General features: G+C 44.6%; 10 protein-coding genes. 3 read left to right on the top strand and 7 right to left on the bottom strand.

All coding sequences use genetic code 11. The features are described 5' to 3' along the window. Nucleotides 1–3 precede the first annotated feature (3 nt). The gene (gene dndC / locus RAM70_RS21370; protein WP_312675532.1) at nucleotides 4–1,656 is read left to right on the top strand and encodes a DNA phosphorothioation system sulfurtransferase DndC; all 1,653 of its coding nucleotides are present in this window, start codon (nucleotides 4–6) and stop codon (nucleotides 1,654–1,656) included. A gap of 252 nt (nucleotides 1,657–1,908) precedes the next feature. Here the strand turns inward: dndC and RAM70_RS21375 are convergent, their stop codons facing one another. Then, the gene (locus tag RAM70_RS21375; RefSeq protein WP_312675533.1) at nucleotides 1,909–2,592 is read right to left on the bottom strand and encodes a YdcF family protein; all 684 of its coding nucleotides are present in this window, start codon (nucleotides 2,590–2,592) and stop codon (nucleotides 1,909–1,911) included. A gap of 3 nt (nucleotides 2,593–2,595) precedes the next feature. Then, on the bottom strand, nucleotides 2,596–5,277 hold the full coding sequence (locus RAM70_RS21380) for a DNA gyrase/topoisomerase IV subunit A (RefSeq protein ID WP_312675534.1): 2,682 nt from the start codon (nucleotides 5,275–5,277) through the stop codon (nucleotides 2,596–2,598). A gap of 82 nt (nucleotides 5,278–5,359) precedes the next feature. Here RAM70_RS21380 and RAM70_RS21385 point away from each other — a divergent pair, with 82 nt between their 5' ends. Then, nucleotides 5,360–5,764: a response regulator gene (locus tag RAM70_RS21385; RefSeq protein WP_312675535.1), complete on the top strand. Its 405-nt coding sequence runs from the start codon at nucleotides 5,360–5,362 to the stop codon at nucleotides 5,762–5,764. A gap of 250 nt (nucleotides 5,765–6,014) precedes the next feature. On the opposite strand, the gene RAM70_RS21390 is transcribed toward RAM70_RS21385, so the two are convergent. The 5 genes from RAM70_RS21390 to RAM70_RS21410 all read right to left on the bottom strand — a co-directional run bounded on the left by RAM70_RS21390 (nucleotide 6,015) and on the right by RAM70_RS21410 (nucleotide 12,668). Beyond that, nucleotides 6,015–6,707, bottom strand: a complete 693-nt coding sequence (locus tag RAM70_RS21390) for a M15 family metallopeptidase (RefSeq protein ID WP_312675960.1) — start codon at nucleotides 6,705–6,707, stop codon at nucleotides 6,015–6,017. A 156-nt stretch (nucleotides 6,708–6,863) separates the two neighbouring features. Next, nucleotides 6,864–8,552, bottom strand: coding sequence for a SulP family inorganic anion transporter (locus RAM70_RS21395; RefSeq protein WP_312675537.1), 1,689 nt, complete (start codon nucleotides 8,550–8,552; stop codon nucleotides 6,864–6,866). A gap of 374 nt (nucleotides 8,553–8,926) precedes the next feature. Next, nucleotides 8,927–9,610 carry a Mo-dependent nitrogenase C-terminal domain-containing protein gene (locus RAM70_RS21400; RefSeq protein ID WP_312675539.1) on the bottom strand — a complete coding sequence of 228 codons (684 nt, stop codon included), beginning with the start codon at nucleotides 9,608–9,610 and terminating at the stop codon, nucleotides 8,927–8,929. Between the two features lie 696 nt (nucleotides 9,611–10,306). After that, nucleotides 10,307–11,692: a UDP-glucose dehydrogenase family protein gene (locus RAM70_RS21405; RefSeq protein WP_002746179.1), complete on the bottom strand. Its 1,386-nt coding sequence runs from the start codon at nucleotides 11,690–11,692 to the stop codon at nucleotides 10,307–10,309. Between the two features lie 49 nt (nucleotides 11,693–11,741). Then, nucleotides 11,742–12,668, bottom strand: coding sequence for a UDP-glucuronic acid decarboxylase family protein (locus RAM70_RS21410; protein ID WP_045360814.1), 927 nt, complete (start codon nucleotides 12,666–12,668; stop codon nucleotides 11,742–11,744). 186 nt (nucleotides 12,669–12,854) lie between these two features. Here RAM70_RS21410 and polA point away from each other — a divergent pair, with 186 nt between their 5' ends. Beyond that, a complete protein-coding gene (polA, locus tag RAM70_RS21415; protein WP_312675542.1) occupies nucleotides 12,855–15,725 on the top strand; it encodes a DNA polymerase I in 2,871 nt (956 codons plus the stop codon). The last annotated feature ends 2 nt before the right edge of the window (nucleotides 15,726–15,727 follow it).

Consider the following 15,727-nt stretch of genomic DNA (forward strand, 5'->3'; position numbering starts at 1 on the left):
TTTATGAGAAATAATGTTATTTTTGGTGAGCAAACACAGATAAGTATTTTTCCTTCTAGAACTGTTGACGACTTTGTTATAGACATTGAAATAATTACGAAAGAAATTCAAAATTTGTATCTTTCTAACAGTATTCCATTTGTTATAGGTTACTCAGGCGGAAAAGATAGTAGTGCTGTTGTTCAATTAATTTGGAATGCAATCAGCAAGCTTTCCATCGAGCAGCGTAATAAAAAAATTTATGTAATGACTACAGATACTCAAGTTGAAAATCCTCTTGTATCTACTTGGGTTAAGCAATCTTTAGCCAGAATGAAAAATGAAGCTAAAATCCAGCAGATGCCTGTAGAACCTTATTTATTACGCCCAGAAATAAAAGATACTTTTTGGACTTGTTTAATTGGTAAAGGCTATCCTGCACCTCGTCATGGATTTCGTTGGTGTACTGAAAGACTGAAGATAACACCAACAAATCATTTTATTCGTCAGCAAATTCGAGAAAATGGTGAAGTTATTCTTATGCTTGGTACAAGAAAGGCTGAGAGTAATAAACGTGCTTCAACAATGAATAAATATGAAATTAATAGTTTTCAAGAACAACTTAATCTTAAGGAGAATATTAGTAAACCATTACGCTATAGTGGTAGCCTTCCCAATGCAATTATTTATAGCCCCATAGAAGATTGGCGTACTGATGAAGTATGGATGTACTTAATGCAGTGGGAAAATCCCTGGGGAGGAGACAACAAAGAATTATTAGCAATGTATCGAGGAGCAACTGCGGATAATGAATGTCCCCTAGTGGTAGATACTTCCACTCCTAGCTGTGGAGATTCGCGCTTTGGTTGTTGGGTGTGTACGATGGTGAATAAAGATAAATCGATGGAGGCAATGATACAGAATGACGAGGAAAAAGAATGGTTACAACCACTTTTAGACCTTCGCAACGAATTGGATATAGAAGATGACCGACCAAAACGGGATTTTCGTCGTATCTTTGGGAAAGTACAATTATTTGAAAGAAACTTAAATGGAGAAATATCGATCGAACCGATACCCGGCCCTTATACTAAACAATGGCGGGAATATTGGCTGAGAAGGGTATTAGAGGCACAGCAGAGCGTGCGTACTAATGCGCCAGAGGATATGAAAGATATTACCCTAATTACCACGGAGGAACTCAGCGAAATTCGCCGGATTTGGAGGGAAGAAAAGCACGAATTTGATGACCAATTACCGAAGATTTATAAACAAGTGACTGGAGAAAATTTTCAAGACCCGCGACCGGGGGCGGATAATAATCTTTTGGGGAGTGAAGAATGGGATATCCTCGCGGATATCTGTGCCGAGGATTCCATGCACCTAGAATTATTGGCTAAACTTATAGATACAGAACGTCAATATTTTCTCAAAATCTCTCGCAAGGGTATTTACAAAGACCTAGAAAAATGCTTTGAGTCTAGTTCTCGTAGTAAAGAGGAAGCGATCGAAAATGCCCGTTATATCTATGATCTAAAGAATGCCGCTCAAAGTGGCAATATTGCTCAGGTGAAAGAACAACTCAAAGAGAGTTTTAGTGAACCGGAAAAAGACCAGCAAAAACAGTTAACTTGGGCCAGTATGAAATTCCCTACAACCGTTGAGGAGGAGGAATAACGGGTTTATTTTACCCGTAAACGTCCCTGATTTTCCCTCTGGCAACAATCAATAAAATCCCGGTACTGGTCTGTGAAAGAATCTGACTGGGATTAATGACCAACTGACCACCACAATCCTGACAGTGGTTTTTCGACTTTCCATTATGAGTAGAACCCTTCTTAATATTGTGATAAAAAACCCAAAGAGGACAAGGAAGGATCGAGGGAGTGGTAGGGGGATAGCAAGAAAGAAAATCACTGCCAAGATTGTTTACCAGATCTTGCCTTGATATTCACATTGAAAACCTTCATGCTGCCAAGTTTCTAAATCAACGGAATTTAAGGGAATAACTTGCCCACAGGGGGGAGAGATTAATTGTCCCACAAAAGCCCAAATTATACTTCTAGTCACATCTAACCCAGTTTTTAGCTTTGATTCGTGATTACCGGGGACACCAATTTCTCGGACTGCATCGAGTTCTACTGCTATACCGTGGGATTGCAAGTGAATTTCTGCTAACCATTTAGCCCGGGGTAAATGAGTAGTAGAGGTGACAACTTTGACTTTATGTACTCGCCATTGTTTTAAAATTGGCACAGCAAAGAAAAAATTGTCGAAGGTAGAATCGGCACAGTTTTCTAACCAGACATTAGTTTTTGGTGCTTTTGCCCGTTCAAATAGTAAGAAAATACAGGGGTCTTGCGAGCCCTGGGAAATCAAAATCGGTATATTGGGGTATTGCTGGGCTAGATTGGCTACATAAATTTCTCGACGAATGCTGCCCCCCAACAGTAAGATGGCATCAACGGGTTTTTGTTGATTAATTGGCCAGCGGACGGCTAAATTAATCACTAAATTAAGGATAATAAACCCAAAAACCAGAATCAGAGTTAGTTTTAACCATCTTTGCCCATGCCAGTGTTTACGGGCAACATTTTTCAGTTTTTTCGCCATTGTTTAGAGACGATGTAACAATTGTGCTTTGATAATTTTTTCTGCGGGGTTGAGTTTCACCAATTGTGAACCTGTGCCGTCTTTACCCGTAACCGTCACAGTTTCTACCTCTAAGGGTAGTTTTCGCTTCTGATCGGTACTTAATAACACTATACTCCCCGCCCGCGCCGCTACCATGGCCGCTAAACTATCCTGTTTGTTAACAAATTGTAAAGCAGGTGAACCAAGATCGCCTAATTGTGATAGACGTAAATTCTCGATCGCCAGTCTTTTCGCGTAACCTAATCCCGAAATCAGCAGCAGATTTTCCCGATGGGGGAGAGAAACACAGCCGGCTAGATGTTCTCCGTAGCGCAATCGCAAAATTCCTACACCCTGAGCGGATTTACCCATCATTGGCAATAATTCCTCGCGCACGGGATAACGCAACATCCGACCGCTACTGGTGGCGATCGCTAAGTCCAAGCCCTCCTGAGTAAAAATAGCAGCATATAGGCGATCGTCTTCTTTCAATTTCATCAGGGACAAACCCCGACTACCAACCCCCTCTAATTCATTGATGGGAAGTCGCTTTATTCGCCCCTGTTGACTCAGTAAAAGCAATTCTTGATTTTTTTGAGGTTCTGTCAAGAAAAATTGATTTAACACGGCTTCTGACTCTTTTTGAGCGGTTTTGGTCAGCAGACTGGAGATTAATACCGGTTGATTGTCTTTTGGGGGAACTTCCCGGATAGCAATCGGGTAAGCTTTGGCATTATCGAGGATAACTAGGAAATTTTCCCGTTTTTCGATCGCCTGTTGATAGATAATTAAACCCCGCTCCGGCACTCGCTCTTCCGCTGTCGTCCAACTAATTTTATCTTCGGCATCAAGCAATAAAATCGCATTTTCTGGGGGTTCTTGGGGCGTAAATAGGCTTAAACTCGGTGCATTCTCACTCTCAGACTTTTTCTTAACTTTATTCTCCTGTTTTTTAACTTCTGCCTTCAAAGAGGGTGTGGGGTGTGGGGTGTGGGGTGTAGGGTGTGGGGTGTGGGGTGTGGGGTGTGGGGTGTGGGGTGTGGGGAAGGAAACCTCTTTCATCTGTGGGGGTGAAAATTTTTTCATCGGGACTGTCTCCTGTTTTTTAACAGCAGAATCCAATTTCTTCCCTGCTGTCTCCTGTCTCCTGTCCCCCGACTTGCCAGGGCGAATTTTTGTCCGTCTGCTATCGGCGAATTTTTTCTTTAAAGAGCGCAATTCTTTTTTCAGAGACTTGAGAAACTCCTGACGGTTATGGAGGAGAGTTTCCAGCTGTTGAATTTTTGTTTGTAATTCCGTCGCTTCCGTCTCTAATTTTTGTCTTTCCAAACCGGTTAAACGACGTAGGGGCATAGCCAAGATAGAATCAGCTTGAGGGTCACTAATGCCCAATTCTGCCTGAAAACGATACTTAGCCGTCGTCCCATCGGGGGCATTTTTGAGAATATCCACCACTCGATCGATATTCTGCAAAGCTAATAATAAACCCTCCACTAGGTGTAAGCGATCGCTGGCCTGTTGCAACTCATCGCCATACTGACGGGTGAGAGTTGTTTCTCGAAAGCGCAAGAATTCCTGTAAAACTTGTTTTAAAGATAACTGCCGGGGTTGATTATCGACCAAAGCGAGGATAATCGCCCCGAAATTAGTCTGTAGGGCCGTTTGTTGGTATAAAGCCGCCAAAACCTGCTGCGGTTGACTTTCCCGCTTTAATTCAATCACCACCCGAATGCCTTCGCGATTGCTTTCATCGCGGATATCGGCAATTCCCTCCAATTTCCCTAAATTAACTAATTCGGCGATTTTTTCAATCCATGCCGCCTTATTCACCTGAAAAGGCAACTCAGTAACCACAATTGCCGTCCTTTCCCTTCGGCGCTTGCCCTCAATGATAATTGTTTCAGTTTTCGCCACTCCGCGCACGGGAATAATCCCCCTACCAGTGCGATAAGCCTCGCGAATGCCGGTATCATCTAAAATCTCGCCTCCCGTGGGAAAATCGGGACCGGGGATAATTTCTACTAACTTTTCCTCGCTTAAATCGGGATTATCAATCAAAGCGATTAAACCTTCCACCACTTCCCCTAAATTATGGGGAGGAATATTAGTCGCCATCCCCACCGCAATACCTGAACAACCATTAAGAATCAGTATCGGTAACTGAGCGGGTAAAACAACGGGTTCCTGTTGAGAATTATCAAAATTACTGCTAAAATTAACGATCGCTTCGCTAATTCCCCCTAAAACCGCCTGATCACCGATACCGGCCAAACGGGTTTCTGTGTAACGCATGGCCGCCGGGGGGTCGTTATCGATCGAACCAAAGTTACCATGGCCCGATAAAAGTGGGTAACGACTGGAAAAATCCTGTACCATACGAACCAGTGCTTCGTACACTGACTGATCGCCGTGGGGATGATATTTACCCAAGACATCCCCCACCACCCGCGCACATTTGCGAAAAGGGCGATCGGGAGTTAAACCCAGTTCGTGCATAGCGTATAATATGCGACGATGGACTGGTTTTAAGCCATCCCGTACATCCGGCAAGGCTCGCCCCACGATCACACTCATGGCATATTCTAGATAGGAGCGTTCCATCTCTTGGTGTAAGGCCGTGGGTATAATTTGACCACTAGCTAAGAAATCCAGTTGTTTGGCCATGAGTCTCTCGTTTTCAATCTGTCTAGCTGTGAATCATAAGGCATTTTGCCCTTTTTAACCTTGTTTATCCCTGAGCTTCCCTATGACGACTGTTTTGATTGTAGAAGACGACCCGATTAATTTTCGCGTTTTTGCCAAAATTTTGACCAAACGAGGTGGTCTAGAGGTCAAAGGGACCGAAGATGTGGAAGAAGTGCTTCGTATTGCTCGGGATAAGGAAGCGGACGTGATCTTAATGGATGTCTCCCTCTCCCATAGTGTCTATGAAGGGAAAGCGGTGGATGGCATTAAAATCAGCCAAATACTCAAATCTAACCCCGAAACCGCCGATTTACCCGTTATTCTCATCACTGCTCACGCTATGGAAGGCGATCGAGAGAATTTTCTCAAGCAGAGTCGGGCCGATGGTTATATTTCTAAACCGGTGATTGATCACCAAGCTTTTGTTAATCAAATTTTAGCGATCGTCAAGCGGAAGCCGGTCTAAACTTTGAGTCTTCTTTTGTTAGTATATCAGTATTTATCTAGGGCTGGCTGAATAAATCTAAAAACCTTGTTGGGTAAGACTTTTAGACCTTTTGTCAATCAAAAAGTACCAGCGACGGGAGTGATTGGGGGGAAAATTCAGGGACTTTTTCCCTAAAAATTAGGTAATTGACCCCCTCAAAATCTGTAAAACCCTACACCCTACACCCTACACCCTGCCCCCACGAGAAACTTTTTGCCGCAAACCCTACTTAATCCTCCACTCTGCCATAGATAGCGTAGGCTCGCTCGATGGACCAGGCCCACATCTGATCCCCTAGGGAAAAATGCCACCATTCCCCCTTATGTCGGCTAAATCCCGCCTCCTCCATCACTTTAGCTAATAAAACTCGTTTTTGATGATAACCCTGTTCTTGCGGGCTTTTTGCGGCGATATAATGATCGGGATGCGATCGCTCACTGATCTCATCGATTTCTCCCCCCATGTCGATGGTTTGTCCCTTCTCATCCACTAGGGTAATATCGATCGCCGCTCCGGTACTATGGGGAGGCGGGGTGGCGGCATTATCGCTGGGAATTGCCCAAATAGTGTAAACTTCTGTTAAAATCGCTTTACTTTCTGCCTCCGATAGTTTCTCTTTGGCTAATCCTCTTGTGTCTAGGAGGGTCTGAAAAGTATAATCGACCATAAATTGTTGCACTTCGATCGGTCGATAGGCATCAAAAATCAAAATTTGCCAACCGGGTTGATAGACTTGCAGAAGGTTTTGAGCGTCAATCAGAGCATTTAACACCCCTTGTCGCAAAAAATAGGGAGATTTACCCCGATAATTAGCCCCTAATTTCTCGTAAGCATGGGGAGAAGGGATAACAAACTTATCTGCGGGTATAGGTACTAGGGGTTGCCCACATTCACGAATAGGAATTTTTTGGTAGGGTTTCATCTCGTCGTCAGAAAACAGGGATTTTGGCACTCTTTTCCCCACATTGGCCGAAAATTTTTTGATTGATGCAAGAGAGCTAGTTTTTATGGGCGAGAATTGCTAGGAGGTTCTCAATTCAACTGGTGAGAAATGGGGGTTGTTCAGCTTGGCTGTCAGTTAACGATTTTTAAAAGCTTTGATCGCTGCCGGTAAAGTATAGTAAATTCTCTCCTGGCCAATTTTATCTAACAAGCGAGAACGTTGCAATTGTAAGTACAGATCGTGTTTAACCCTAGCGAGAGCGAAAACTATACCCTGTCTTGATAATTCTGCCGCTAATTCCTCGAGAATCTCCACGGCTGTACTATCCAACTCCCCGAGTGCCTCTGTATTCAAGACAAACCATTCTACCGGTTTTGTCTCCCGGGCAATGGCGCTGAGGGCGCGACGTTTAAAGTCGGCCGCATTAGCAAAAAATAAGGGGGCATCGTAACGATAGATAACTAACCCTGGTATTGTTTGCGCTTCCGGCCAATCCTGGAGCGCGTGTAAACCCATCACCCCCGGAACCGTACCCAAGACGGCATCATCGGGTCGGGTAATGCGGGCCAATAAATCGATAACCGAGAGACCGATGGCGATGGCAACCCCGCTTAAAATCCCCGTGGTTAGCACCCCCACCATGGTCAGGACAGCGAGATTAAACTCACTATTGCGAAAGCGTTTGAGTCGTTTAGCGCCGGCAATATCCACCAGTTTACAGGCCGCATAAATCACCAGCGCACCCAGGGCGGCCTTGGGAAAGAGTACCAGTAGCGGACCGAGCAGGAAAATGACCGCCACCACCACCACTGCCACCACCAGGGAGTAAAGCTGACTTTTACTACCCACCGAATCGCCCACCGCGGTGCGACTGGCGCTGCTGCTGATGGGAAATCCCTGACAAAAACCCGCCGCCAGATTCCCCAGTCCCAGGGCTAAAATTTCTTGATTGGCATCGATTTCTTGGTTATGACGTGCGGCGAAGGCTCTAGCGGTTAAGACGTTATCGGAATAGCCGACCAGGGCAATGCCGACGGCCGCGGTTACTAGGGGTAGTAATTGGGAAAAATCTAGGGTTGGTAAGCCAAAATTAGGCAAAGTCTTGCTAATTTTCCCCACTACTGCCACCCCCTCTCCATCAAGATGGAGGGTGGCGACGGCGAGGGTTCCCAGTAAAACCGCCAGCAAGGGACCCGGTGCTTTGGGAAAATATTTTTGGATGACAAATAGAAATAGTAGCAGCAATAGAGCGAGGCTAAGGGTTGGCCAGTGCCATTGGTTTATTCCCCGCAAAAAAGCGAAAATTTCTTTAAAAACCGTATTTTCACGGATTGACAAACCACTAATTTTACCCAGTTGTCCCGCAATCATGATCACCGCCACTCCCGCCATATAACCGATCAGGATCGGTTTGGAGAGTAAATTAGCTAGAAATCCCAAGCGGGCGATATAAGCTATAAAACAGATTAAACCGACCATTAGGGCTAAAAAAGCCGCTAAACTGCCGTAATTTTCCCCTTGACGGCTTACCATCGGTGCGATCGCTGCCGCTGTCATCACTGCCGTGGTCGATTCCGGTCCGAGGGATAGTTGCGATGAGGAGCCGAAAAGGGCATAAACTAGGGCCGCCGGCACGAGAGTCCACAATCCCACCACGGGATCGACCCCGGCCAGGTCGCCGTAGGCCATACACTGGGGAATAGCGTAGGCTGCCACGGTGACACCGGCGAGGATATCTTTGCCCAGCCACTGCCATTGATAGGAGCGCAGGTTTTTTAGCCCGGGTAAATCAGGAAAATCGACTCGTCGGGAGTTTTTACTCATATTTTCTCTGTCAACGGCGACTTAACCTAATTTTAACGGAAGAATTAGCTAGGGTCTGCTGAAAAAGTTTGTTGGTGGGGGCAGGGTGTGGGGTGTGGGCTTCGGCCGTGAGCTCAGCCGAACGGGTGTGGGGTGTAGGGTTTTACCGATTTTGAGGTAGTCAGTTACCTAATTTTCAGGGAAAAAGTCCCAGAATTTTACCCCCGATCACTCCAATGGTCAGCACTTTTTGAGGGGAAAAAAGTCTAAAAGCCTTATCCAACAAGGTTTTTAGATTTATTCAGCCAGCCCTGGCTAGGAAAAGCCATTAGGTTGAGATATTTTCTGTCAGCAGGATATTTATACCATGTTAACCGCAATTTTAGTTAAATTGGCTAAATATACTCGGAAATATCCTCTTGACAATCATCAGCCAAGTATGATAAGGCGCGGAAACGTAAACCGACTAATTGTTCGTAGAGAGGATTTAACTTGCACAGGGGCGGAATATGAACTAATTTATGACCAAAAAGCACGATATCGCGTTCAAAAGGACATTGAGGCGGCACCATTTTGCAGATAAACCGGGCCAGGCGCGGATCGTGCATTTCTACCCCATCTAACCAATCTTTGAGGGGATGCAGCAGATCTGGGTGGGGATGTTCGGCACTGATAAACTCGGATTTATTCGCTTCCGTGGTAATTTCGGGAATTTCACAGACAGTATGTTCTAAAGCTGACAGGGCCTCGATTTCTAACCCGAAAGCATCCCGATAACTACGCAGTAATTGCGCTTCTGCGGGGGAATAAATGCCATCAGCGATCGCTACCATCACCGCCGTGCGGAGGAAGTTTTCTGATATTTTGGGGTCATGACCGAAACTTGCGGCCAATTCTTCGGGACTAATCGATTGATAGAGAACGTGGTCGTCATCTAATTCTAATTCGTGAGCGAAACGGGCGATCGATTCCTGTTCGCTGGTGCTATAATCCCCATCACACCAGGCAATTGTCAGTAATCCCCGTAACCAGTCCCTAACTTGTTCGTTAGTGTAGCGGTATTGAACAGAGCTAACCATAGGTATTGCTAAAACTGATTTCTAGTTTCTCAATTCAATTCTACCCATCGCCCCCGGATTCTAGTAGCCCCGTTCATATCATTTAACTATAGCCAATAACCCCATGGTCAACTAGGAAGTTTTCGTTTGGCGTTGTCAGATCAGAATAGGAAAGATGCAATGCTCCGGTGCTGATTGGGAGCATCTTTCAATTTGACAACGCCGATTGTAGGGCTAATTCATGAATTAGCCCTACGCCGATTGTAGGGCTAATTCCACTGCTAAATCGAGCGACCCCTTCGGCCTGGCTCAGGGCAAGCCCTTCGACCCCTTCGGCCTGGCTCAGGGCAAGCCCTTCGACCCCTTCGGCCTGGCTCAGGGCAAGTTGGCTCAGGGCAAGTTGGCTCAGGGCAAGTTGGCTCAGGGCAAGTTGGCTCAGGGCAAGTTGGCTCAGGGCAAGTCTTGTTCCCCACTTAAGCCCAACTATCGGCAATATTCGTTCATTAAACACTAATTGTCAAGAGGCCATGTAATCTTTCCTATCAAAGTAATTTCAGTTCCGGTGCTGATTGGGAGCATCTTTCAATTTGACAACGCCTTTCGTTTTTCAGCTGGCATAATCGGGCAATTTTCGCCTCCAGGAGCAGGGGTAAGGGTTGCTGCTTCTTGCTCCTTCCCCACCCGCGTCAGTCCTGGTGAAAAGGCGGATTGCTGGGATTAACGGCCAATCCCGAGGTAACGGAAACCGGCTGCTGTCACCACCGCAGGATCGAGGAAATTGCGACCATCAATTAACACCGGTTCGCGCATGGTTTTAACCATTTTGCCGTAGTCGAGACGGAGGAATTCTTGCCATTCCGTCACCACCACCAAAGCGTCACAACCATCGGCCAATCTTTCTGGATCCGATTCGATAATCACACCGCTTAAACCGTGACTTAAACCACTTTGGGAAACGATCGGATCATAGGCTTTTACCTTAGCACCTAAACGATTTAACTGTTCGATCATAGTTAAAGCCGGAGCATCGCGCATATCATCGGTATCGGGTTTAAAAGTTAATCCCAACAAACCGACGGTTTTACCCTTGAGGATTTTTAATTCCTGTTGCAGTTTTTCGATCGCGATTGTCCGTTGACGTTTGTTAACATTGATAGCGGCGTTGAGTAATTCCGTTTCGTAACCGTAGTCTTCTGCGGTATGTACCAAAGCCGACACATCTTTGGGGAAACAGGACCCCCCCCAACCGATCCCGGCCGAGAGGAATTTGCTGCCGATACGGGAATCTAAACCGATACCTTTAGCCACTTGGGTGACATCCGCACCGACGCGATCGCAGATATTAGCTACTTCGTTAATAAAGCTAATTTTGGTGGCTAGGAAGGCATTAGCGGCGTATTTAATCATTTCCGCCGAACTGAGATCCGTAACCACCACGGGAACGGGAGGTAAGGAGGGATCTTCAGAGAATTGGCGTTCAACCAAAGGCGCGTACAATTCCTTCATCATTTCAATGGCTTTCGGGTTATTACTGCCTAAAACAATGCGATCGGGGTTAAAAGTATCATAAACCGCCGAACCTTCCCGTAAAAATTCGGGATTGCTGACCACATCGAATTCCGCTTCGATACGTTCTAATGTACTAATACCGCCCCCAGCGGCCACGAGATTTTTTTGTCTCTCGGCCACGCCATCGAGGACGATCATCCGTACCCAATCCCCAGAACCGATGGGAACGGTCGATTTATTGACGATTACTTTATAACCACCGTTGAGATGGGCCCCAATACCCCGGGCCACCGCTTCCACATAACGAGTGTCACTTTCTCCCGTGGGTAGTGCTGGTGTACCAACAGCGATAAAGAGGATTTCACCGTGTTTAACTCCCGCTTCTAGGTCCGTGGAGAATTCCAGATTGCCGGAGGCTGCGGAAGACTGCATTAATTCCGATAACCCTGGTTCATAGATGGGAGATTGTCCCGATTTCATCAATTTGACTTTTTCTTCATTGTTGTCAATACAGATGACATGATGGCCGATATGTGCTAGACAAACCCCAGTGACTAAACCCACATAACCCGTTCCGATAACACAAACACGCATGATAATTACTCCAGTGAGTGACAATTAAGTTAAGTTCATTGATTAGGGATTAGCTGAGACGAGAACGGAAATCCTCGATCGTCATTTTCAAACCCTGGCTTAGAGGAATAGTTGGACTCCAATCTAGATAGGTTTTAGCACGAGTGATATCCGGTTGTCGTTGCTTGGGATCATCTTCCGGCAGTGGTTTATAGACCAATTCGGCCTCGGGATTAATCATGCCTTGGATCACTTGCGCTAATTCCAAAATTGTGTATTCGTCGGGATTGCCTAAATTAACCGGCCCGATAAAGTCCCCATTCATCAAACGCATTAACCCTTCCACCAGGTCAGAAACATAGCAAAAACTGCGGGTTTGGGAACCTTGACCATAAACCGTTAAGGGTTCACCGCGCAAAGCTTGCACGACGAAATTACTCACCACTCGACCATCGTTTTCCAACATTCGCGGGCCGTAGGTGTTGAAAATCCGGGCCACCCGGATATCGACTTTATGCTCCCGATAATACTCAAAAGCCAGGGTTTCCGCCACCCGTTTACCTTCGTCATAACAGGAACGCGGTCCAATGCAGTTAACATTACCTCGATATTCTTCCGTTTGCGGATGCACATCGGGATCGCCGTAGACTTCCGAGGTAGAAGCGAGCAAAAATCGCGCTTTTACCCTTTTAGCTAACCCCAACATATACATAGTCCCTAAAACATTCGTTTTAATCGTTTTGACGGGATTATATTGATAGTGGATCGGGGAAGCAGGACAGGCCAGGTGATAGATCTGATCGACTTCTAAACGGATCGGCTCGGTGATATCGTGACGAATTAGCTCAAAATAAGGATTTCCTAGCCATTTAACGATATTTCTGCGCGTCCCCGTGTAGAAGTTATCCAGACAGATCACTTCTTGACCCTGTTCCATCAAGCGATCGATTAGATGGGAACCAATAAAACCCGCACCGCCTGTAACTAGGATTCTCATGCAATCGCAAAGTAAACATATAAAATTATTCTCAAAATACCCTTACGCTGGTTTTTTGGCAAATATTTTTTTTGACGGGGTGTTATCAGCGATCAGTGATCAGCGATCGCCGATGCCAGGCTAATGGCTGAATAATGGCTCGGTAATCCTTAAAATGGAAATAACACGCAAATTTGAGACTAGATTATGAACAGTGGCGAGCAAAATAAGTTATTTATCCTGATTGATGGGCATTCTTTGGCTTTTCGTGCCTATTATGCCTTTGCTAAGTCTCGTTCTGGTCCTCTGCGTACTTCTACCGGCATTCCCACCAGTGTTTGTTTTGGGTTTTTAAATTCTCTGCTGCAGTTACTAGAAACTCAAAAACCCACTTATTTAGCAGTGGCTTTTGATTTAGCAGCTCCTTCTTTTCGCCATGAAGCTGATGTCAATTATAAGGCTAATCGGCAAGAAACTCCCGAAGAATTTCGCCCCGATTTAACTAATCTGCAAAGTCTCTTGACAGTGATGAATATTCCTATTGTGACTTCCCCCGGTTACGAAGCAGATGATGTTTTAGGAACTTTGGCAAAACAAGCCGGTGATCATGGTTATACTGTTAAGATTTTAACAGGCGATCGAGATTTATTCCAATTGGTAGATGAGGAGAAAAAAACCACGGTTCTCTATCTGGATATTAATGCGGTCAAAAGTACCTCTGGCCAGGGTTATACAGAATTTAATTCCCAAGCTGTCACGGAAAAGTTAGGGGTGACACCAAAACAGGTAGTAGATTTTAAAGCTCTTTGCGGTGACAAGTCTGATAATATACCCGGGGTGCGCGGAATTGGCGAAAAAACAGCGATAGATTTATTAAAAAAATACGATAACTTAGAGGATATATATACCAATCTGGAATCGATTAAGGGAATGGTAAAAACTAAATTATTAGAGGGAAAACCCGCCGCCGAAAGTTCTCGCTATTTAGCCAAAATTGCCCTTGATGCCCCCGTTAGTCTCGAAGAGGATAAATTTCGTCTCCGAGGTTTTGATCGGCGTTTAGTTAAACCTTTATTGGAAAGATTAGAGTTAAAGAAAATTCTCCAGAAACTCGATCAAATTCAACAGCATCTAGGTGGCACTCCTACCCTAGAATTAACTAGCGATGCTGATTCTAATCAATTGTCTCTGTTTGATTTACCCCCTATTTCTCTACCAGTTCTAATTGCTCCGGAAATTATTGATACTCTTCCTAAGTTAGATGCTTTACTGGCCAAATTAACAACTTTCACTAATCCACATTTTCCTGTCGCTTGGGACACCGAAACCACGGATTTAAATCCTCGTGTAGCCAAATTAGTCGGGATCGGTTGCTGTTGGGGAAAAGAATTAAATTCTATGGCCTATATTCCCATCGGCCACCAGAGCGGTGATAATTTAAATCTAGAGATAGTCCTCGAAAAATTACGCCCAATTTTAGCCAGTGATAATTATCCGAAAGTCTTCCAGAATGCGAAATTTGATATTGATGTTTTTTATCATCAAGGAATTACCGTTAAAGGTCTAGTTTTTGATACTATGGTGGCTAGTTATGTCCTCCATCCCGAACTAACTCATAATCTCGAAGATTTATGCGATCGCTATTTAGACGGTATCACTTCCCTTAGTTATAAAAGTCTCGGTATTCCTACGGGAAAAACTATCGCTGATTTAGATATTACCACCACTGCCAACTACTGCGGATTAGATGCCTACGCTACCTATTTACTTCGAGAAAAATTACAGGCAGAATTAACTAAAATTCCCCCTTTGTATCAATTATTCTCAGAGGTAGAATCTCCCTTAGTGATGGTGCTGTGGCAGATGGAAAATTATGGTATAAAAATTAATATCAATTATCTAAAAAACTTTTCCCAGCAACTAGAAAGAGACCTAGCAGACATAGAAAAAAATGCCTACGAATCTATCGGAGAAACTTTTAATCTTAGCTCTCCTAAACAGTTAAGTGAAATCCTTTTTGATCGATTGGCACTCAATCGCAAAAAATCCAGAAAAACTAAAACAGGTTACTCTACCGATCAAAGTGTTTTAGAGAAACTACAAGGAGATCATCCCTTAGTTGATTATATCCTTGAACATCGCACCTTATCCAAATTAAAATCCACCTATGTGGATGCTTTACCGAAATTAGCCGAACCAAAAACCGCAAGAGTACATACAGATTTTAATCAAACCATCACCAGCACCGGACGCTTATCATCCTCCAATCCTAACCTGCAAAATATACCCATTCGCAGTGAATTTTCCAGACGAATTCGTCAAGCTTTTATTCCCGAAGATGGTTACTTATTAGTGTCAGCGGACTACTCACAAATCGAGTTAAGAATTCTCGCTCATCTCAGCCAAGAACCAGTTTTATTAGAAGCCTATCGTAGTAATCAAGATGTTCATAAAGTCACCGCTCAATTGCTCTTTGATAAAGGGGAAATTACCCCCGAAGAACGCAGTTTAGGAAAAACAATTAACTTCGGAGTTATTTATGGCATGGGAGCGCAAAAATTCGCCCGTGAATCGAAATTAACCGTAGAACAGGGCAGAAAATTTATTGAAAAATATCATCAACGTTATGCCCAAGTATTTGAGTATTTAGAGAATAGTAAAAAACAAGCGATCGCTCAGGGATATGTGGAAACAATTTTGGGCAGAAGACGTTATTTTAACTTCGATAATCCCCTCTTAAAAAGACTGCGGGGACTGTCCTTACATGACATCGATTTAGATAGCCTCAAACTCAACAACGAGGAAGCACAATTATTAAGATCGGCCGCTAATGCGCCCATTCAGGGTTCCAGTGCTGATATTATTAAAGTAGCGATGGTAAAATTAGCCGAGGTACTGCAAAATTATCGAGCGAGATTACTGCTGCAAGTCCATGATGAATTAGTCTTGGAAGTACCGAGGGAGGAATGGCCATCCCTAGAGTCAAAAATCAAGACGACTATGGAAGAAGCTGTCTCCTTGACGATCCCTCTCTTGGTAGAAATTAAAGCCGGTGACAATTGGATGGAAACCAAATAAAA

Origin of the sequence: Microcystis wesenbergii NRERC-220 (assembly GCF_032027425.1) — a bacterium.
Classification (GTDB): domain Bacteria; phylum Cyanobacteriota; class Cyanobacteriia; order Cyanobacteriales; family Microcystaceae; genus Microcystis; species Microcystis wesenbergii_A.